Source organism: Micromonospora sp. KC207, from assembly GCF_004348615.1.
Classification (GTDB): Bacteria; Actinomycetota; Actinomycetes; order Mycobacteriales; family Micromonosporaceae; genus Micromonospora.
Window position 1 is genome coordinate 1 of sequence record NZ_SMKJ01000016.1, and the last position, 20,680, is coordinate 20,680.

The 20,680-nt window shown below is 66.4% G+C and carries 13 protein-coding genes and 1 pseudogene; 6 read left to right on the top strand and 8 right to left on the bottom strand.

The features are described 5' to 3' along the window. Window positions 1-439 precede the first annotated feature (439 nt). From E1258_RS35540 to E1258_RS03640, 4 genes and pseudogenes are all read left to right on the top strand, one after another. Window positions 440-1,470: pseudogene (locus E1258_RS35540) on the top strand (IS630 family transposase); the annotation flags it as partial. A 321-nt stretch (window positions 1,471-1,791) separates the two neighbouring features. Beyond that, entirely contained in the window at window positions 1,792-1,986 is a 195-nt protein-coding gene (locus E1258_RS03630; RefSeq protein ID WP_132396804.1) for a hypothetical protein, read from the top strand. 2,079 nt (window positions 1,987-4,065) lie between these two features. Then, window positions 4,066-5,340: a NucA/NucB deoxyribonuclease domain-containing protein gene (locus E1258_RS03635; RefSeq protein WP_132396806.1), complete on the top strand. Its 1,275-nt coding sequence runs from the start codon at window positions 4,066-4,068 to the stop codon at window positions 5,338-5,340. Between the two features lie 60 nt (window positions 5,341-5,400). Next, window positions 5,401-5,865: a hypothetical protein gene (locus tag E1258_RS03640; RefSeq protein WP_132396808.1), complete on the top strand. Its 465-nt coding sequence runs from the start codon at window positions 5,401-5,403 to the stop codon at window positions 5,863-5,865. A gap of 508 nt (window positions 5,866-6,373) precedes the next feature. Here E1258_RS03640 and E1258_RS34315 read toward each other — a convergent pair. From E1258_RS34315 to E1258_RS35650, 7 genes are all read right to left on the bottom strand, one after another. Then, window positions 6,374-6,763 carry a DUF6244 family protein gene (locus E1258_RS34315; protein ID WP_371688561.1) on the bottom strand — a complete coding sequence of 130 codons (390 nt, stop codon included), beginning with the start codon at window positions 6,761-6,763 and terminating at the stop codon, window positions 6,374-6,376. Between the two features lie 383 nt (window positions 6,764-7,146). Next, a complete protein-coding gene (locus tag E1258_RS03650) occupies window positions 7,147-8,040 on the bottom strand; it encodes a ribokinase (protein WP_132396810.1) in 894 nt (297 codons plus the stop codon). A 309-nt stretch (window positions 8,041-8,349) separates the two neighbouring features. Further along, window positions 8,350-9,069 (bottom strand): 2'-5' RNA ligase family protein, encoded by a 720-nt coding sequence (locus E1258_RS03655; RefSeq protein ID WP_132396812.1) that lies wholly within the window; start codon window positions 9,067-9,069, stop codon window positions 8,350-8,352. Then, a complete protein-coding gene (locus E1258_RS03660; RefSeq protein WP_132396814.1) occupies window positions 9,053-9,784 on the bottom strand; it encodes a hypothetical protein in 732 nt (243 codons plus the stop codon). The genes E1258_RS03655 and E1258_RS03660 overlap by 17 nt, the downstream gene beginning before the upstream one ends. A gap of 74 nt (window positions 9,785-9,858) precedes the next feature. Beyond that, window positions 9,859-10,434, bottom strand: coding sequence for a helix-turn-helix domain-containing protein (locus E1258_RS34320; RefSeq protein WP_371688559.1), 576 nt, complete (start codon window positions 10,432-10,434; stop codon window positions 9,859-9,861). A 484-nt stretch (window positions 10,435-10,918) separates the two neighbouring features. Then, window positions 10,919-11,374 carry a SitI3 family protein gene (locus tag E1258_RS03670; RefSeq protein WP_132396816.1) on the bottom strand — a complete coding sequence of 152 codons (456 nt, stop codon included), beginning with the start codon at window positions 11,372-11,374 and terminating at the stop codon, window positions 10,919-10,921. Between the two features lie 8 nt (window positions 11,375-11,382). Next, a complete protein-coding gene (locus tag E1258_RS35650) occupies window positions 11,383-13,143 on the bottom strand; it encodes a hypothetical protein (protein ID WP_371688560.1) in 1,761 nt (586 codons plus the stop codon). Window positions 13,144-13,559: 416 nt separating this feature from the next. On the opposite strand from E1258_RS35650, the gene E1258_RS03680 reads away from it, so the two are divergent. Continuing rightward, complete coding sequence (locus E1258_RS03680) at window positions 13,560-13,907, top strand: hypothetical protein (protein ID WP_243715155.1); 348 nt, start codon at window positions 13,560-13,562, stop codon at window positions 13,905-13,907. Continuing rightward, window positions 13,904-14,539 carry a 2'-5' RNA ligase family protein gene (locus tag E1258_RS03685; RefSeq protein WP_132396818.1) on the top strand — a complete coding sequence of 212 codons (636 nt, stop codon included), beginning with the start codon at window positions 13,904-13,906 and terminating at the stop codon, window positions 14,537-14,539. Before E1258_RS03680 ends, E1258_RS03685 begins: the two co-directional genes overlap by 4 nt. 793 nt (window positions 14,540-15,332) lie before the next feature. Here E1258_RS03685 and E1258_RS03690 read toward each other — a convergent pair. After that, the gene (locus E1258_RS03690) at window positions 15,333-20,669 is read right to left on the bottom strand and encodes an ATP-binding protein (protein ID WP_132396820.1); all 5,337 of its coding nucleotides are present in this window, start codon (window positions 20,667-20,669) and stop codon (window positions 15,333-15,335) included. Window positions 20,670-20,680: the final 11 nt, after the last annotated feature.

The following is a 20,680-nucleotide window of genomic DNA, read 5'->3' on the forward strand; positions in this document are numbered from 1 at the left end:
ACGATTCGGCACCACCCAACCCCTACCCAAGATCCTCGACCTGCCCAACCAGGTCTGGATCAACAAACCCGAACCGGAACGACAGGCCGCTTAACTCCCGCTGGCCTCAATCCCTTGACACGTTCCGTGCGGGCAGCCACGGCGAACCTGTTTCAGTCTGCCTCGGCTACATGGCACCCGGGCAGGACGCCGCGCTCCGTCATTGCCGCATCTTGTTTGACGACACGGCATCTACGACGTGCTCTGCCCCGACGCGACCGTCGAGGGAAGCGCCTCGTGGAATGAGCCGTGGGCCGGACGCAAGCCGACCGAGAGCGACAAGTTGCGCTTGATCGGTGCGCACAAGTACGTAGTGCTGTGACCACGAACGTTCACGGTGTTGGTTGACACGCCGTCTGGCCTGTTGGCCGGGCGGCGTTGTGGCGGTCAGGCTGTGGCGGTGGCAGATCCTGTACGTGTTCGCGGCTGAGTGATCAGGAAGGTCAGTAGCTGCAGAATCACTCGCCGGGGAACCGGTTCACCGATCCGACTGCGACGGGCGATGGTCGTGCTCGCCTCCCCGGTGGGAGCCGGTGCCGGCCATCGCCCGTCTGGTCCAGGCCGATGAGGACACGATCCGGCAGGTCATCCACCGGTTCAACGAGATGGGGATGGCCAGCCTGGACCCTCGGTGGGCGGGTGGCCGCCCCCGCCAGATCAGTAGCGACGAGGAGCAGTTCATCGTCGAGACGGCCAACACCCGCCCCGAGAAGCTGGGGCGGCCGTTCACCCGGTGGAGCATCCGCAAGCTCGCCGATCACCTGCGCGTTCACTCGGCTCGCCGGGTCCGGATCGAGCGGGAACGGCTACGGCAGATCCTGCACCGACACCGGATCACCTTCCAACGAACGAAGACGTGGAAGGAGTCCACCGACCCTGACCGGGACGCCAAACTCGCCCGGATCGAGTACGTGAGCAGTCATTTCCCGCAGCGGGAGTTCGCGTTCGACGAGTTCGGGCCCCTGGTGATCCGCCCGCAGGCCGGCGCCAGCCGGGCACCCTCACCGGCTGCCCGCGAACTATCACAAGCTGCACGGGGTCCGGCAGTTCCACGGCTGCTACTCCGTGGGTGACGACCAACTCTAGGGCGTGGTCCGGCGTCATAAGAGCGCCGCGAACACCCTCGCTGCCTTGAGGTTGATCCGCGCCGCCCGTCCGGACGGGGCACCGATCTACGTGATCCTGGACAACCTGTCCGCGCACAAAGGTGCCAAGATCCGGGCGTGGGCGGCCCGGAACAAGGTCGAACTGTGCTTCACCCCGACCTACGCCTCCTGGGCCAACCCGATCGAGGCCCAGTTCGGGCCGCTACGCACCTTCGTCATCGCCGGCTCGAACCACCCCAACCACCCGGCGCTGACCCGACGGTTGCAGGCCTACCTGCGGTGGCGCAACGCCAACTCCCGCCACCCCGACGTCCTGACCGCCCAGCCGCCCAGGGCGCAGCCTACAGAGGCGCCCCGGCTAAAAGGGTCGCGCAATGCCCTTCGGACTCGCAGCCCACGCCACCCGAGCCGTCTCCACCGGCACCACCGAACCCGAATCCCGCCCCAGCGACATCCCGCTACCCCAACACCGAGAAGCCCTCAACTCTGGCAGCGACGCACCCCACCCCGATGACACAACCAAGATCACCAGCAGCATCCAAAATGTGCGCCAGAGCCCGATTTCACGCGCCGACGACAGCAACGGGCCCCGCGCCAGAACCAAGGGGCATGAGCCGTTGCGATCCTCGCCCGGCGCGGTGGCCGGGTGGAGCTGCACGACGACCGGTTTGATGCCGACGTAGCGCAGTGCGCCCGGCGACACCGCGTCGGGCGAGGATCGCAACCGGGCGAGGATCGGCCCCACCGGACCACCACGGTCCTGCAGGCCATCCTCATCCTGCAGATGTCGAAGCAAGCCGCTATGCGGGATGAAAAGGGCCCAATGGACGTCAATGGCTAGAAGCTATGAATTAGGTCACTCGAGATGGTGTTGATCGATGGCGATGAGCGTGGCATAGTCTCAGATTGTCACTCATTGTAAGCAGTGGACCACTCTCGGTGCGGTCAATCCACCCAGGCGACCGCCTCGCTTCGGTCGTCCACGTCATCCCGTGGGAGGGCAGGTAGGTTGACCAGGAAATTTGGCACCGCTTACGCACAACGAGCATTCGCGCAGCTTTCAATCATGGCCATTGTCGCGGCTGGAGCTCTTTTCTGCGGAGCGTCACCAGCATCCGCAGCGCTCTCTAAAGCGTTTGCTATCGGTCTCTTTGGGCAAAGTGAGCAACGAGTTTTGTCAGCGAAAGGAACCACTGACGGCTCTGCAGTAGGTGTTGCTCCCTATATTGCTGACGGCGCGGCTGGCGTCAATATGCAGAGGTGGAAATTCGACTTCAGTAGCACGCAACCGTATAACCCGCCTCGCCATCTATACCGGATAATAAACGTGCAAACAGGCCTGTGCCTAGGAAGGATTGGTACAGGAGGGCCACAAGTGCAGCTCAGGAGTTGCACAGCTTCGGGGGCAGCCCTAACGTGGTATACGCAACCGCCAAAGTATGGTGGCGGGTTATGGCTTCGCAATAATGTCAACACTGAGTGCCTGAATGGCCTGTACCCGAGTGGCAATGCTGCACTCGACGTGTGTTATGACCTTCCGACGGGTGAGATGCCAGGGAGGCACTGGGTACTACGAACGGGGCCCTTCCAATGCGAAGCCGAGGGAACCACCCTATGCGTACGTCCTGAACAGCCGATCTATGGCCTGATGGACACGTGGCAGCAACATGAAATAACCTACAGCGGCACAACCTACAGCAACATGCTGAACTTTCTAAGATGGGGCACGCTCAACAGCCAAGGCGCAAACAGTAAGTCCGACGGATTCGAATTCGGCTGGGAATCGAGATACTCATCCAGTCCTAGAGAAGAAAACGCGTATTGGCTAGAGTTCGATGCCGGATCATATGAGTACCACAATCTCTCAAGCATGCCAGGTGGGTCAGGGGCTGACGGCCGTCTACACACATACATGGTGGTACCGGGTGAGAACTCCCAGCATGAGCTTTACTTCGACTTTAACCCGGTCGCTAGTACCACGAAGACCGAGAGTGTCAGGATTGGCGAGAGCGGCGGAGGCCTCTTTGCCGAAACTGTTGAAGCGGCGACCTTCCCTGCCTCATTCGAGCATCGCATGCAGCTATTCGATGGGAATAACGTTTGGCGGCGCCCATGGGTCACAGAGGCGTCGACGAATGAAGTCTATCCTTGCAATGCACCCAGGAACGCGCCAGCCACAGGAGGTCCCAATACGCCACCCCGCTGCCTGAATGCGTCTATGGTGCCGAAGGCGGGGTCGACCCCTTCAGCAGTAGACTACTTCGCGATCAGCAAGCCGTCTGCGACAACGCTAGCAACCGTTGGGCTGACTAAACGGAACATTGGAGCCGACCGCATCTATAATGGTGTTGATCAGCGTGCGTTAGCAAATTGCATGGCAGTCGACCCAAACCGCTGCATACGCGACGTTCCCGGCCTGGCCGATTGCGTCAAGGCGCACAAAGCCTGCAACATTACCAACCAGCATCCGCTCGAGCACCGGAAGAAAGGCGTACCGCTAATCTCCAAGCAACAAGCGTTGAAGCTAGCGCGACAGGCGGTGACTGTCTCAGGAGTCACTCCGCATGTTGCCGCAAGGGTACGCGTCGTGTCAGCCGAAGAGTATGCACGGGCGGCGGGCCTGCCTGATCTTCGAAAGCTGAACCGAAATCTCATAGTGGTCAGTGGGAACGAGCCAGTCCGGGCGTTTCTAGGCCGCGATGTTGGGCGGTATGCCGGATATGACCTGGCCTTTAGCGAGTCCACAGGCTCTCTACTCCACGCCTGTCTCGGTCCCGCCTGTCCCGCTATCTCCTGACGGATTCGATGGACTTTCTGTAAGCTGCCCGACTCGGCCGTAGGGGTGAATCTGAATGGCCCTTCGAGGAAGGTCGAAGGCTAATTCAGGTCAAATGCTTCCCAGAGGCCAAACCTGGAGGAGATGGTTCAACAGATGAAGTTGCCACCAGTAGTCATTGCGTTCCTTACTTCCATCCCCTTGGCAATGGTAAGCACCTTGCCTGTTCAGGCCGATGGAGGCGACCAGACGCAGGGGTATACGACTTACTCGGAGAAACCACTTTCGGACCGGCTTCCGTCCGCGAGTAATATCCACCATGGCGGTAACCAGGAGATAGTCAAGGCGAACCAGCGCACCTGGCTGCAAGCTGTTTCCAACAGCGACCCCGTTGATCTTCGAACCGAATGTAGCGAACATCTCGAAGAAGCGGGCGCGACCCCAAAGGGTTGGCTACGGGACCGTATGCTCCAATGCTTCTCGGACCGCAAGCACGTCTCGGCGATAGGCTTCGACGGCGAACCTTGGGGCGAGATCTCGTGGGACATGTGGGTTCTCGGCTACGCCAACCACGGCGTACGGCAGGTTGACTACCTTATCAGTATGGAGAACATCACCTACTTCTCGTTGCCCGGAAAGTCGGTGAACTGGGCACAGGCGCGGTTCGACATCACGTTCAATGGCTGCTCCACCCAAATGAATTGCCCGAGTCAGACCGATCTCGCAGACACCGTCTTGGGCTGGGAGGTCCGCCCCAGTCGATCCCTTACGTTTTCGTCAGATAATAACACTGGTTCTAGTCCGGACTTTCGAGTACCGGCGTGGCTCACGATGAACCACCGCTTCACTCCGGCGGCGAGCGACAATCTCGCTCCCTCAATGCAGGCCGGTATGTTCGAATCGAAGATTAGATTCGACTCCGCTGGTCGGACCGTCGTAGGCAGAGACTACGGATCGGTATTCACAGACGCCCCCCTAGTTTACGTACTGTCCCTCAGCGAGGATGCGGTCAAGTACAGCGCCAGGCACATCTACGACGCGCAGAACCATCCCGAAAGAACTTTTCCAAGTTGGGTCGGTAAAACGGTTCCCGGTGGTAGCATTCAGGACCCGCTTACCCGTCTCACGGACCAAGCGAAAATTAGCGAGAACCGCGACGCTTCCATCAAGGTTTGTAAGGACATCTGGGGAGAGGGCTATGCTGCGGGGGGATTGCAGTGTGACGAGTATCCCTTCGCATCGACCTATCAGGGCGGCAAGTATGGACCGGATAGTAACGGCGGCCTCCTCCGATTCTCGGCGCGGCCAATCCCTGGTGACGACAACAACGCAGGTGGCGGCTCAAGGCTCGGCCAGAAATTCTACTGGGAGAACCGGGTCCTAGACGGGGAAGCATTTTACGTACGCATTGATCAATAAGTGTCCGGTCGGCGCGGGTCGTACGGCCCGCGCCGACGGCCCTGACTATGGACATCAGGTATGCAGCAGCCGAAAATCATCGCTCAAGCCAGCGCAGACATTATGCCACTTTACCAGCACTTCGGGTTTCGCGACTGGTTGGAGGAGCCTAGTATTGAGGAAACCGCAGCGCTATTAGCCACCGCCCGCGACGTAGTGGCCGCCTGCGACGGGCGGCAAATGATTGTATCGTGCGGGCAAAGCGAAAGCCTTGTGCGGGTGATCTGTCAATTCTGGGATCAGCGTCCCCCATTATCGAACGAATTATGGCAAGGAGTTCAGGATTTTCGCCTAGCGTGCCCTAGCGGTGAGGTGTTTATCGACCAGCCGACGATGCTAGCGGTAGACCTGTCTCGTTACCACAAGCTCGAACCCGGAGTGGTCAATGTCCGGATGATGTGGCGAGGCCGGCGCGACCCACGAGAATCTGTTGCACCGAATCAACTGGGAAGCGTCACCGAGATATACAATCTCCAACTATGGTAGCCTCAACTCTTGAAAGCGGAGGAACCCCACGCGGGGTCAGTCGGCCGATAACTAGACGGCCAAGGCGCTTCCAATCATATCTGACGGTCATCGTGATGCTGCTTCTCGCCAGCGGCCTGATCGCTTGTGGAAATGCCGGGGATGGCCGCGCGGCCTCCTCGCCCTCGGCCCTCTCAACGTATGCACCGCTGCCTCGCGACGGAAATGTGGGGATTCGTGAGGCTGCCGAGGCAGCCGACCGATTCGTAGGCACATGGTCTCGAGATGGCCTTTCAGATGAGGAATGGAGGAGTGCAGTCCTGCCACTCGTCACCCCGGAGATCGCCAGCAAACTCAACGATCTCAGAAAGTCGGCTAGAGCCGTAGGCTCACTTCGCGGCCCTGCCGTGTTTGCAGGAGGGGTTGACGGCGAGGTCACCTTCACGATTGTCGCGGAAGGCGGGGTCCTGCATGTGACTCTTATTCGAGGTATACGCCACTGGCTGGTCTCCAACGTTTACCTCGATTCCTATTGAGCATGAGGACGTCGTCTCGTTCGTGGCCCGGGTTGGGCTCGCGGAGGTGTCGTGCGTATCGGGCGGTCGGCCGCCCGTGGCCATTTTCCCAGTTCACCGGCCTGCAGGGCCTGCGCCAGTGCCGCTTCGACGAGACGGCGCGCCTCGCTTCCTCGGGCTCTGACCGCCGCGAGTCCCTGAGCTACCCGCCGCAGGCGAGCCAGTGTCGGGCCGGGTTGTCCTCCATGCAGCGCTGCCGCGATGAGTCGCCGCGCTTGCTCGATACCCGCTGCCGCCGCCGCGACTGCCCCGTCGGGGGATGCGAGCGCTGCTGCCAGCGGCGTGAGCGCGGTGATGGCCTCCTGAGGCGACGACTGTTGGGGCGCCCAGCTACCGAGCGCGATGCCTCACCCAGGATCCCGCCGGCTGTGGTCAGCCGTGCGCGGACTTGCCCCACCTGCTCGCGCACCCGAGCCAGCCCCACCGCGATACCCGCGAAGCCCGCCCCGACGGCCCGAGCGGCGATCCGCTCGACGGCGTGGTCGGCCGCAGCGGCGTCCTGCTGTGCTCCCCTCACGCCTGCGGCCATCGCCTGCAGATCACCGCGGATGCGGTCGGTCAGCGGCATGACCCCACCCTCGTCCTGGCGGATTCTGCGCCTCAACGAACCGTGGCATCCCAGAGATCAGAGTCGATATGAATAACCCGTGCGCCAGGCCAAAGACGCTGCGGTCCGAGACGACCACGGGCCGCGACTGCCTGGCTGTGCCGGGCGGGCCGATGAGCTTCAGTACCGCTGCACGCCGCTGCTCACGAAGGTCGTCGCGGCGGCCACCCCGTCGGCGACCGCGTGGGAGAGCGGGAGATGGTGGGCAAGGCGTGCCGCGAGAGTGCCGAGGAAGGTGTCGCCCGCTCCGCTGGTGTTGATCGCGTTAACGGGTGGTGCGGGCACGAGCGCGGTGTCGTGGGCGTCGCTGTAGGCGGCGCCGCGCGGGCCGGCGGTCACCACGGCCGCGGTGGGGCCCAGTTCGCGGAGTTCCCGTGCGGCGACCGTGGGATCGTCGTGGTGGTGGCCGAGTATCGCCGCTGCCTCGGCCTCGTTGGCAACGAACAGGTCCAGTGGGGCCAACGCAGTTGGTCCGAGCGTGGGATGCGGTACCAGGTTGCCGATCAGCGTTTTCGCACGGTGGTGTCGGAAGACAGCGTCGACGGCGTCGGATTGGAGATCGAGTTGGGTCACCACGACCGAGACACGCAGCCCTGCGAGTCTGCTGCTTACCTGCTCGTCGGTGAGTTCGGTTTCCGGGGCCCGCGCGAGGATGATGCGGTTCTCCCCGTCGGGGTCGACTTCGATGACCGCGATTCCGGTCGACGCCGACGGCACGAGGTGGAAGCAGGACACGTCAACGGCCGCGTCGGTCAGTGCCCGGTACAGGAAGGTGCCCCAGTGGTCGTCGCCGGCGTTGCCGATCAGGCTGGCGTGCGCGCCCGCCCGGCTGGCGGCCAGGGCCTGGTTGAGGCTCTTACCGCCAGCGGTGGTCGTCGCCGGAGACGACGCGAACGTCGTGCGGCCAGGAACCGGCGGTCCGGGGATCCGCACTGTGATGTCGATGTTGGCGCGGCCCACGACGGCGACACACTGTGGCCCCGGCACCTGAGCCGGTCCGGGCGAGTGGTTCATCCGACCGTGGCCAACTGGCCAAGCAGACACCGCACATCCCGCTGACCGCGGAAGGGCTCAAGCTGCCGGGCCAGGGCGGCAACGTCGCGGCGGCCCCGCGCCGAGCCTGTGGTGGCCGCCATCGCCAGCACCTCAGTGGAGACGGCGGCGTGGCCGGGCTCCAGGGGCCGCAAGGTACGCGTGCGCCGTGCGGGAAAGCCACAGGCCCCGCTCGGGCCACTCGTTGACGACCGCAATGACAATCCCGATGGCCTTGTCGGGCTGCTGGCAACGGGCACCGCAGTTGGGCGGGCACGGAAGCTTCGGGGGTCACGATCCGGCGGGCTGTTCATCGTTCCCGAGCGTGCCCGTAGCCAGTACATCCCACGCGTAGCTGCGGGGTTCTCGGCGTAACTCGACAAGCTCGACGCCGTGAACGACGGTCGTGACGGATGCGACGCGGCGGAGGCTGGCCACCGCGTCGATGACCGGCGCCGCGTCGGTCGGCGCGTTGTTGTAGGCGATGCTGACGTGGGGGACGAAGGCGGTGGCGCGCGTGGGGACCGCACGGTCGCCTCTGACCTCCGCGAGCGCCTGCCGCAGGGCCTGGCGAACGCTCCGCACTGGAGGATGGGGGCCCGCGCTGAATCGCACAGCGCCCGCCGATCCCGCCAGTGGCCCCACCTCCAGTGAGATCGGGGGGATGACCGCGAGCCGCCGCTGCGCTGCTGCCACGATCTGGTCGAGCTGCGCGGCAGACACTTCATCTGCGAAGCCAACCTTCTGCACGGTAAGGTGCAGCCAATTCAGGGGGACCAGGTCCAGGGTCGGTATGTGACCAAGCGCGGCCTGGCACCTCGTTGCGAGCGCGCGTAAAGCCTCACTCTCACCCAGGCACATCATCCAATGGTAGGAACGTCGGCCTGGACGCCAGCCCGGCCGTTCCCAGTGATTGACCAGATAATCGAGCGTGCGGTAGCGCGCCCAGTCCTCCTCGACGTAGTCGTACCGTTCGCGCCCTTCCCTGGATTCGCTAGAAGGAGTTGTCATTGTCCGGCTTCCGATCACGCAGCCACTGACGCACTTCGTCGGTGAAGACTGCTACAGGCGCGTACTCGGAGGATCCTTGCAGCCCTGCGGTGAAGGATCGCAGCCGCTGCTCGATCGACTCGATGCGGTTGCCCTCCGAGGCGGCCATCGCCGCGCGTACCAGCGCCAGAGCCTGGTCCAGGTCTTCGGTCGGCGTGTCGAGCAGGGCGGATGCCATGTCCAGGCGCACCAGAGCCTGACTCCACCGAGACGGCGAGCTGCCCACAATGTCGAGGGCGCGTCCCGCGAACTGCAGGACCGACCCGGCGTTCCCCAGCCCAAGGTACGCGGTGGCGGCATTCGACGCAGTGCGTGCTTCGCTGTAGACACCGAACGATATGCACGGAGTCATGCCGGGCTCCGGGGAGAAATCGGCAAGAAGATCGTAGGCGTCACCGACGGTCTTATCGACCGCTCGACGGTCACCCAGCCTGCCATGCGCCCTCGCCTCGCCATTGACCGCGAGTCGTACCGCTTGGCGTCCCGCGCCGGCGAAGCGCCGGCCGTCCTGCGCGAAGACGAGAGCATCACGGTAGTTGCCCGCATAGAACTCGGCCAGGCTCTGCGTACCCCGCACCCACGCCTGGAGATCACGATCGTCGGCCTGTTCCGCCAGTTGAAAACATTCGAGCGCATACGCGCGAGCCGAGTCAAAGCGCCCCAGGTTGACCGACATGTAACCCAGCAGACCGGAAAGACGACCCGCAACAGCCAGCAGACGCTGCTGCTGCCTCGGCCGCGCACGGCCCATCAGCATCGGCTGAACACGCCGCCGCTCCCGGACCAGGACGGCGCGAGGACCCGCGGCCCCCTCAGCTCGTACGAATCGACCACCTCAGCAACGAATGCCTCCATCGCGTCGAGGAACGACTCGTCGAGCACGTACGCATGCTGGTCCCGGACCCTCGCCCGCACCTCCGCGACAGGCTCGACCACCTCATCGCGGCCCCCCACCACCACAGGCCCCGAGACCGGGCCAAGCGATGCCAACGCTCCCCAGCGGGCATGCCGAGCCGCTTCCGCCTTCTCCTCCTGATGCCGGGCCTCAAGAGACCGGTACTCGTCATAACCGGTGAGCAGTTCGCCACCGGCCTGGAGAAGCGACTCGCACTGCGCCCAGAAGACCCGGTCCACCACCTGCCGGCCACTCTCGACGTTGGCCACCGTGCTCCGCGTGCTGTGCACCAGCCGCGCGACGTCGTCCTGAGTCAGTCCACGCTTCCTACGCCAGGCTCCGAGCCTCCGCCCGAGCGCCCGCTTCACGTCACTTAGTCCCTGCGGATCCATGAGGACGCCCCCCAGGTCATCGGAGGGGCTGATCACCATTCGCTACTGACCCCTCACGGCACGCTGACAGTAGACGATCGCAGTAGCAAGATGCCATCCCACCCGAGGGCGCCACCGCACACGCACCCCCCAAGTCGGGAGACACCAAACCCACCAGGCTCAACGACGAACTCGAAATCGATTCGCATACCAGCATGTGGAACCCAGCAACGGTAGACCGACCATGATCAAAACCCACCCGGACACGGCAACCGCCCACCGGACAGAGCCGGACGTGAGGGACGCTCGTCGCCCAAGCACCCACCGAGCACCCGACCGACCACAAGGGGCGGAAAAGCGCCACCATACCGGCAGGTCAGGACCCACTTTGATCTTGTGCGCCCGAAGGGACTCGAACCCTAACCTTCTGATCCGGTGCGCCGTGAGGCGCTGTTGTTCGAGTGCGCATCTTCCTGGCCCGCCGAGCCTGAGCGGGCAGGTCCACTCCGAGCGCAGGTCGTGGTCTTCGACGACTGCCGCCCGCTCAGCCGGGCATCGACGCCTCCACGCCAGGGTAGTAGCTCCACCAGCGTTCCCTGTTGTGTTTCCGCAGCTGCCCGCCGAACCGGGTCAGCACCAGCACCTCGCCGTTGAGCACTAGGGCGGCATTCTCGGCACCGGAGCGGAGCACTCTGTCCACGGCCGCCACCATGTTCCGGGCACCCCGGTCCGGCGGGCCGAACTTGTCCATCCGGAAGCTCAGGTCCGTGTAGCGCTCCGGCTCCCACTCCCACGGACCGTCGTCGCCGTCGGCGTCCAGGTAGCCGTTTCGGCCGGTGAGCAGCGTGACGTCGAAGCCGCGCTGTTCCGACATCTCTGCGCCGAGCGTTGCCAGGTACGGCTCGAACCTCGCCACGTCCGCTGGGTCGGGAAAGGCGCGGGCGGCGAGGTCGAGCAAGGGGACCTCACCGGCGAGGGTCAGTCGGTAATCGATGGACATGTGGCTCCCTACAGCAACGGGAAGATCTCGCCGGCCGAGGTTATTACCTTGACCTCCTTGAGCCCCGGGATGGGCCAGTCGGTGAACTGCTTCCGCAGGTCGGCTAGTTCTCCCGGCCAGTCCTTGAGGTTGATGAGCACCCGCTGGGTCTGCCCTCCGTCCACCTTCTTGCTGGCCTCGGTCCAGATGCCCCGCACTTTCTTGACCACCGACGGCGAGTAGACGTCGAAGACCTTGCCTTCCACCAGCATGTCCGGCTTGCTGGTCGGCTTCCCCACGTCCCCGGTCTTCGCGCGGGCCGCCGCCGCCTCCACCTGGTTCGGGTTCTGCTGTACGCGGTACCCCTTGTCGGCAAGGATGTTTGCCGCCTCGTTCTCCCGCTGCAGCGAACGCTTGTTTTCCGCGGTCATGCCCGGTTCGATCCTCGCCGGCGGTCCGGTCGGCCTGCCACCGGCCGGGCCGGTCGGGGAGGTGCCCGCCGCAGGTGCCGCAGCGGGCGGCGGGGGCGTGGCGGCCGCCGGATTCTGCCGGGCCCGCCTCGCCGCCTCCAACCGGGCGACGTCCTTGATCATCCGGTCGATGTCGGCCTTGACGACGGCCTTCGCCCGGGCCCGGATCTCCGCCCGCACCTTGTACGTCTTCGGCGTCCGGGTGCGCGGCAGGGTGTAGGTGGCCAGGCACTGTACGGTCGCCGAGCCATTCGGCGGCATCGTGACGGACTGCGCGCAGGTGCGCACCGGTCGCCCGTCGAGCGTCATGGTGATCGTCACCTCAGCGCTCACCGGTCCGCTGCTCCGCAGGTACTCCGACTGGAGATCGACCTGATTCCTGATGGTGTACGTGGCCAGGCACGACGTCTGCAGGCACGGTCCGATCCGGCCGTTGCCGTCCAGGTTGAAGCTCACCTGTGAGTCGAACGCATCGGCCAGCTGCTGGACCCGCTGTTTCACGGCCGCGAAGAACTCATCCAACTCCGCTGGGGAGAGCGCACTCAGATCCAGCTCCAACTCGTCGTCGTCCGTCATCCCGACCAGCTGGTAGCCACCGCCGGCGGGGGAGCCGCCGCCGTACCGGCTCGTCCGGGTCGTGGTCGGGACGCGGTCCCGAGTCGACTCGAGCCGGACCATCCGCCTGGGCTGACCGGTGGTGATCGACGCCAACGCGTCACGCGTCCGCACCTGACGCACCTCGACGCCGTCGATCGTCCGCAACTCGCCGAGCGTTGCCTCCAGTTCGGGGGCTGGGCCGTCACCGTCCCCGACGCCCGGTACCAGCGTTTCGGCGAGGGTGGCCGGCACCAGCTCACCCTGATCGAACCCCAACGTGTCCGGGTCCACCCGGACCCAGGCGTCGCCATACAGCGTCGCCTCAGCCAACGGCGCATCCAGCGCCGCCCAGAAGGCGGTGCCGCCCCGGGCGTACATGCCGTTGTAGCCCATGTCGAGCAGTTCACCCCGGGTGCCGTCGAGCTCGACCCTGGACAGGATGGTGCCGTCGCTGGTGACCTGCGACTCGATCCGCACCGGCGTACCCAAGTCGGTGGTCAACGTCCCCCGGTAGCGCTGCGCCTCGGAGTCGTACAGGGTGCGCGCGGCCTCGTACAGCAGGGTCGCCGCCTGCCGGTCCGCCCTGCCCGGCTCGCCGTCCGACCACCGGGAGATGACCCATACCGCCGACACCGCGAGGCCCGCGCAGAGCGCCAGCGTGAGGAACGCGGCACCGCCGACCAACCACCAGACCCGCCGATTGGACCGGGACGCGACCGGCATCGGACCAGGCCAGGCCACCGGTTGCTGGCCGCCCATCCGGCCCGGGGAAACCGAACCGAAGCCCGAGGCCGGGATCTGGCCGGACAGCGGGGCCGAAGTGGGCGGTGCCGGCGAGCGGCCGACAGATGTCGCACCGGGAACCGGTGGAATCGGCGGGGTCGAACCCGGGGAACCATCCTGCGACATCGGGCCGCGATCCTCGTAGGACATACCGATCCTCCCAGTCGCGCTGCGGCAAACGATGTTATTCGCACCATCGCGGTCACTCGACCCGACACCCGGTCAAAATTATCTATGCTGATCATGCGGCCGGTCCACTCGACCAAGTTGACGCTATTTTGCGATGGCTGCCATCGATTTAGGAGGAAGAGGGGGCTGCCACAGCGACTGCCCGATCCTCGGCCGTCATCCCGAACATGATCACCCGGCGGCCGACTAGATCCGACGTCGCCGGCCACCTCACCACCGCAATCGCCGCCTTCGACACCGCCCAGCTACGCGGCCCGCAAGCCCTCAGCCGCCTCGACCTGGCCACCGCCCACCTCCACGTCGGCGATCCCGAACAGGCCGCCGAGCTGGCGATGCAGGCGCTCGCACTCACCGCCGAGCACCGCTTCGAATCCGTCCACCAACGCACCCACCAGTTCCTCGCCGCCGCGCACCCCCTGCACCACCACCCACGGCTACAGGACGTCGCGGACCTGGTCGCCGAACGCGCACACCCCGGCGCGACACCACCGGCGGGCCTCCGATCGCCGACATGAGCAGCCGGGAACTGACCAGCCTCCGGCAACGGTGGACCACCTACCAGGACCTGCCCACCCTCACCGAACACTGGTACTGGCGTCCCGGCTGGCACGCCGGCCGCCACTTCTACACCTGGCACCTCACCTTCCAGGACCAACCGGCACTCCACCACCTCGTCACCGACCTTCAGCAGCAGCTCACCCTGCGGCCTGGGCTGGACCTCGTGCCGCTCGACGGCCTGCACCTGACCACGCAGGGCATCGGCTTCACCGACGAGATACCCGACAGCGACATCGAGGCGATCGTCGCCGAAACCCGCCAGCGGTGCGCCGCCCTGCCGCCGCTGAAGCTGTCCCTCGGCCCCGTCGACCCCGACGCCGAAGGCATCGGCCTGCTCGTTCAACCCTGGGACCCCGTCGAACGGATCCGCACCACCATCCGGGCCACGATCGCCGCTGTGTGGCACACCGTTCCCGAACCAGCCGACGGGTTCCGACCCCACGTCACGATCGCCTACAGCGGCGCACCCGCACCCACCGCACCCATACGAGCCCAACTGGCCGACCTGCGGCACCTGCTCCCAGTAACGGCGATGATCAGCGACATGTCACTGATCGCTCTACGCCGGGAAAGCCACACTTACCGATAGTCGACAGTGGCAACCGCGCCCCTGAACGGATGAAGCGCCCCGGCAGGACATGATGCCAGTGAGACGAGCGGCGGGGGTTGTCCTGACCCAGCCGCAGTCGTAGTAGCCCCCGGTGACGGGCGAGACGGGGCCAGCCGATCCCGCGCCTGTTCGCAGTCGTCGCAGCGCCAGCGGGCAATTCGCAGCAGCGGAGTCAGGATCCGGCGCTGTTCGTCGCCACGGGGCATGCGCCCGGGGGCGATCGCTACGGAGGTGCCGCCGACCGGCCCGGTTGCGCTGCCAAACGCGAAGGGAACCCGTCCCAGCATCCGGACGTTGGAGCAGCGCGCGGCAAATCATGATCAAACCCGCCCGGACGGGGCAGCCGCTGGCCGGACAGGCCCGGACGCGAGGGATGCTCGTCGCACGAGCACCCACCGAGCACCCAACCGACCACAAGGGACGAAAAAGCAAAGGGGCCTGACTGCCATTCCGGCAGGTCAGACCCCTTTTGATCTTGTGCGCCCGAAGGGACTCGAACCCCTAACCTTCTGATCCGTAGGAGGAAGGGCGGCGAACCTTCCCCACCAGATACAAAGTCTCATACCTGGTGCTGTTTTACAAGCTCTCCGTCCACGCGGAGGGCTTTTCGTTTCGGCTGGTCCGCGCGCTGCACTCGGCAACGCCGACCGGCGGCAGGTTGTGCTGGCCGCGCCGTACGGCAATAGTTGCGTTCGTGCTTGTCCGGTGCCGGACATCCGAGCACCGTGGGAGCACCACGCGGGTGCTGGGGTGCCCGCAGAGATGCCGATGGTCACGACCAGCGGTACTCCAGACGCAGACCCTGGCCGACGAAGCGATACCGGCCGCGGCTCGCCGGGTCGAACGGGTTCGGGAGCATACGGATTTGGCGGTTCTCATTCATGACGTTGGTGATCACTAGGAGCCGCCACCGCCGGTTCCGGGCGTTCTCCTGCGCCGCGATGACCTGAGTCTCGCCCAGCTCGATTCGACCGCCCTCGGCGAGGGTGGTCTTGACCTCGTAGTACCAGGTGCCGCGCCGGCCGGGGACTTCAAAGTCCCAGCCCAGGCTGTCGTCACCGGTGCCGGGGTAGACCCGCTCCCGGTATCCCGACACCCAGCACTCCGGGCTGAAGTCGGCGCCGTACTGCCGCTCCAGCCATCGATAAGCGAACCACTCGCCAGCGAAACCCACCCCCAGCTTTTGCAGGCTTGACAGCTCGGACGCGAACCCGCCGCCGCCGAAGCCGCCACCCGCGATCCGGCCGCCGGGGCCGGACCGGGCGTCGGTTTCCTTGAGGCCGGTGAACCTGCGTGGAGTGGCCAGGAACGCGGGTGTTCGGTCCAGCGAATTGTCGAGAGCCGCGCGTAGCGAGGTGAAGCCGTCGTCTAGGTCGAATGGTTTGTCGTCGATGTTCACGGTCCGCCGCTGCCGTTCCCGTTCGGCGCGTTGCTGCCGCTCCTCGGCTTTCTGGCGGTCGAGGTCGTCGGGGGTGAGACCAAGCACGTCGATGTCGTCGGTCGCGGGCATGTCCGTCGGCCAGACGCCGAGAGTTTGCAGCCAGCGGAGCACGTCCGGAAGCGTCAGCATGGCGAAGTCGAGCGCGCCGGCCGAGTCGAGCGTTGCGCGCAGCGCCGGGCCTGCCGACGCCTCGTCTGTCCACGGCGCGGGGACCGGGCGGCTGTGCCGTTCGAGCCAGGCGCGCACGAGCTTGGCCAGCCTGCCGGCGGCGGTATCTACCAACTCGGCGTTGGCCTTGGCGCAGTCGCTGCGGCGGGGCAGAGGGGGGCCGCTGTCTGGCGGCTGCTCGCCCAGCCGCGCCGTGAGTTCTTCCTCGACGCGCGCCGTCATGAGATCGGTCGAGAGCACGTCGACGGTGGTGCCCCACTCCGGGTCCGGGGCGAGCAACTCAACCCGCCGGAGCTGGGGCCAGTCCGGCTGGGGGTCGCCGGCCGCGAAGCGGTCCCACCGGTGCCAGCGCAGCCGGTCAAGCAGCGAGTCGCGATGGTGGCGTACGTAGTCGGCGAAGTCCTCGGAGTGCTGCGCGCCGTAGTCGATGAGCGGATAGCGCCCGCCCATGCCGGACAGGGTGGCGTTGAGTTCGCGTACCGGTATCTTCAGCTGCTGCTGGAGCGCCGCGAGCGTCGGAGCGTCGAGCGCGGTGGCAAACAGCTCGTCCGGCTCGTGGTCGAGTCGGTCGGCCAGCGCAGTAAGCCGGTCTCGGGCCTCCTGCTCGCTTTCCATCGACGGTGAGTCGGGGTCGAACGGCGCGGCCGACTCGGCGTCCAGGTAATGCGCGACGACGGGATGGAGCCTATGTAGTAAGGGTCGCAGGGAAGATTGGATTCGCCGCGCCATCGTCCGGACGTCCTCGGCCGTGACGTCGCATATCTCGGCCACGTCGTCGTCGGCGAGTTGGGCGACGGGGACGCCGACCCGCCGGGTCCGCTCTGCGGCCCACCGGAGGGTGCGGGCGTAGTCCCGCCGGCCGATGAGGTATGCCAGCGGCTCCGCCATCGCCTCCAGCATGTCCCTGTCCAGCTCCGTCTCCGCGCCTTCGACGATCAGGGTGGGATGCGCGGCGTGCGGCATCGGCAGCACCCCGTGCAGCCGGTCCGGGAGCCGCCGGATTTCCTCGCCGAGGCGCACCTCGACCGTGCCAGCGAAGGCGACCCGCACCCGCCGCAACGCGTCGAGCGTGTCGTCGAACGCCCGCTGACCGAGGCGGCTGAACTGGCTGCGTTGGTGTTCGAGCAGCGTCGCCACGAACAGCGGCAGCCACGGCAGGATGCCGACGATCGGTCGGGCGCCGGCGACGGCTGGCGGGCCGAACTCGTGTCCGTCCAGCAGCACGACCGGCGTGACGCCGCTGGCGCGTGAAACCCGGTCGCCGAGGCGGCGGCGCAAGATGGCGGTGACCGTCTCGGGATGCGCGTCTACTTCGAGGACCCGCCACCCGAAGTCGGCCATCAGTCGGAGCAGGCTCTGCTCGTCGTCCCGCGACGCGACTACCACGTCGGGCGGCTCCTGGTCGCCACCGGCCGGCTCGAGCGGCAGGGCTGTCGACGAGCCGCCGACGTCGACAACGAGGTAGCCCCGGGTGTCCGGCGGGAACGGCTCCACCTCGGTGCCACGGGCGGCGCAGGCCGCCCACGCCGCCCGGTACGTGTTGTGGAACTGTGCCGCGTGCATCTCGGTAACCGCGCCGGCGTGAAAGAGCGCGCCCAGGTGCCGCACCAAACGCGGGGCATCGGCGTCCCGGCCCCACACGCCCAGACCCAGCTCGGTCAGCCGCCGCAGCGCCACCGGGTCGTCGTCGAGCAGATCCCGCATCGGCTTTGCGAGCAGCGTCGCGAACCGCGGCGGCACGTCGTCACTGCGAACCGGAAACGTCCAGCACTCGGCCTGCGTCGCGAAAGCCCCGCCGCTCTGGCCGGGTCGTTGCGTCGGCAACCAGGCCACCGTACGCAGGAACGCACCGAGCGGCGTCCATCGCCGTTGCGGGTTCTTGTCGCCCGACCGGTCGCGTTCCCAGACGGTCGCCAAGGCGTCGGCCGGCCAGGCGCCCTTGAGTCCGCGCAGGATCTGCCGTGCCAGGTGCACGCGCACCCGGTCGGTCAACCGTTCCCAGTCGGCCTGTCCCGGCATCCACCAGAGCGGGCTTTTCACCACGTAGGGGGTGGACGGATACCACGCAGCGGACGTCGTCGGCAGGACCTTCGCCCACTGGTCGCGGACCGGATCGGGCAGCCCGGGCACGGCCGAAAGCCGATCGCGGGTCAGGTTGCTGCCGTAGATCCCGCGACCGTCGGATACAGACTTGAGCGGCACCACCTCGCCAACGCCGATGCGCCGCAGGAAGGCAACCCAGTCGGCAACATGGTCGCCGGCTCGCACGACCTGCGCCGGAGGTGCCAGCAACCGGCCTGCGAGCGCGCACAGCTCGGCCGACCGGTCCTCTGGAGTGGCCGCGATCGCGGACAACTCCTTGCCGGTGGTACCCGGCCAGTCGGACGAGAACAGACAGTCCCCGGCGGCCATCCAAACGCCGCTCGCAGTCGGCAGTCGCAGGCCCAGGGCAGCCAGGTCGGTCTTGATGCGGGCACCGCTGCGGCTCAGGTTGAAGACGAACGTCAGCGCGTCCCGGGCGACCCGCTGCGCCCGGCTGTCGGCGAGCACCGCACGGATGTGTTCGAGGATGCCCCGCGTCTCGAAGCCGCGCACAAGCCGGTTCTCCTGCAGAAACTTGCGCGCCGGGGTCTGTTGCCGGTTGACGTGCCAGGTCAGCTCGCCGTGCAAATAGAACAGCCGGTTGGACAGGCTTGCCGGCAGCGACAGGTCGGCGCCGGGGTCGACGTCGTCTTCGTCGGCGATCCGCTGGGTCGTCGGCGGGAAGAACGGCGCGGCCTCCCGGCTCGCGGATGTCTCGCCGGTCCGCCGGCCGGCGCACCGCGCGAGCTCGTCCGAGTCGGTCAGCAGAATGCGCCGCGCACGCAACGCCTCGGGCGCCTTCTCGAAGAGGCGCGCGATGTCCGCGTAGGCCTGGTCCCAGTCGCTGATCGGCCGGCGGTCGCGCTGCATCACCGCCATCATCTGCTCGACCCAGCCGGCCAGACGCTCCGGCTCCGGCGTCACGTCAAGTCCGAGCCGCGACAGCAGGCTCCTCAGCCGCGCATGCCGGCGCGTCGGCAATTCCCGCAGGAACTCGGCGCCGCTGGCTGCCGTCGCGAACGCTGCGGTCAGCATGCTGGTGTCGGGTACGGGCCAGCGCCATGCCGCAGCCGGTGTGAGCCAGCGGCCGGGCGCCTGTGCGGGCAGCAGCGGACGCTCGCCCAGCGGCCGGCCCTGCTCCTCGGCGCGAGAGGTGAGCAGCCCCAGACGGTCGTCGTCCCAGCACAAAAGATCGAGTACAGCGGTGGGAGCGGCGTTGTCCGGCCAGCCGGTGAGCGCCTCAGCCGCATCGAGGCAGAGTTCCGCCGCCGAGGTGAGCAGCAGCCGGTTCAGCCCGTTCGTCTCATCGATGTCTGTGCGGGACAGGTCGGTGAAGAACGGCGCGTTGAGGTGCCCCGCGAACGGCGACGGCGCCTTACGGCCCATCGGCAGGAAGGTGTAACACCGGCCGACGTGCGCGTCCGCGGCCGTGTACGACACCGCGACCGAGACTTCGACCGCCGCCGTCGACTCGGCATACCTGGGGTCGAGCTGGCGCCGGTCGATCGCCTCCTGCACCGCACGCCGGTAGGCGGCCGGATCGACCCGCCGAGACAGCACCAGATATCTGCCGTCCCCGTCCAACGTCACAAGGTCGCAGGTGAAGTCACCGGCCGCCGCCGGCGCGCTGCCGCGTACCCGGCTCAGCACCCGCTCCTCGCTGGCGGAACCGTCCTCTCTCCGTATAGTGACCCGTTCCAGCCGCTTCAGGAACAGCATGAGCGGCACCTCTGACGCTTCGAGCTCGTCGAGACGCTCGGCCACCGCCTCGACGGCGCCCTCGTCGAGCGGCAGCCGCACGACGGTGGCATAGCCGTCAGCCCACAGCGCCGCCACCCGAGCGGGCGTCTCCTCGGCCGGCAGCGTGATGCTGTAGAGCGAAACCTCTTCGATGATCTGCCGAGTGAGCACCGGATCCGCGCCGACCAGCCCTGGCACGTCGTCCTCGGTAGCAAACCGGAAGCAAAACCCCGGATCTCCGCTGTCCAGGGTGCTGTAGACCTCTGGAGCCGCGCATATCTGGAGCACGCTCTTGAAGCCGACCCCCTTGTTGCCGATGCCCTCGCCGATCGGCTTGTCGCTCAGCCCGAGTGAGCGGATCCGCCGGGCGTTGCTGGCGGTAATCCCGCGCCCAGTGTTGGCGACGTAGAGAGTGCCGTGTGTGCCCTCGCCGCGCGCCAGCACCACCGCGATGCGCCCGCTGCCGCCATCCGGCGGCTGCGCGTCGTACCCGTTCTGGACCAGCTCGAACAGGAAGCGGCCCCCGTACTCCCGCATCGTCTGGCCGATCATGCTCTTCTGGCTGCGCGCGAAGTCCTGATCCTCCCGGGTCATCAGCTGGGCCCGGACGAGGCGCTCGGCCCCGTCACGCAGCTGCGCGTCGGCCTCGGCACGTGAAGCCGGCTCGGTACCTTTCATCTGCTCTGTCT

Coding starts and splice junctions, on each gene's coding strand:
- E1258_RS03640 (WP_132396808.1), top strand. CDS start 5,401: ATGCAGCAGCCGAAAATCATCGCTCAAGCCAGCGCAGACATTATGCCA.
- E1258_RS03650 (WP_132396810.1), bottom strand. CDS start 8,040: ATGAACCACTCGCCCGGACCGGCTCAGGTGCCGGGGCCACAGTGTGTC.
- E1258_RS03685 (WP_132396818.1), top strand. CDS start 13,904: ATGAGCAGCCGGGAACTGACCAGCCTCCGGCAACGGTGGACCACCTAC.
- E1258_RS03670 (WP_132396816.1), bottom strand. CDS start 11,374: ATGTCCATCGATTACCGACTGACCCTCGCCGGTGAGGTCCCCTTGCTC.
- E1258_RS35650 (WP_371688560.1), bottom strand. CDS start 13,143: ATGCCGGTCGCGTCCCGGTCCAATCGGCGGGTCTGGTGGTTGGTCGGC.
- E1258_RS03655 (WP_132396812.1), bottom strand. CDS start 9,069: ATGACAACTCCTTCTAGCGAATCCAGGGAAGGGCGCGAACGGTACGAC.
- E1258_RS03680 (WP_243715155.1), top strand. CDS start 13,560: ATGATCACCCGGCGGCCGACTAGATCCGACGTCGCCGGCCACCTCACC.
- E1258_RS03635 (WP_132396806.1), top strand. CDS start 4,066: ATGGTTCAACAGATGAAGTTGCCACCAGTAGTCATTGCGTTCCTTACT.
- E1258_RS34320 (WP_371688559.1), bottom strand. CDS start 10,434: ATGGTGATCAGCCCCTCCGATGACCTGGGGGGCGTCCTCATGGATCCG.
- E1258_RS03690 (WP_132396820.1), bottom strand. CDS start 20,669: ATGAAAGGTACCGAGCCGGCTTCACGTGCCGAGGCCGACGCGCAGCTG.
- E1258_RS03660 (WP_132396814.1), bottom strand. CDS start 9,784: ATGTCGGTCAACCTGGGGCGCTTTGACTCGGCTCGCGCGTATGCGCTC.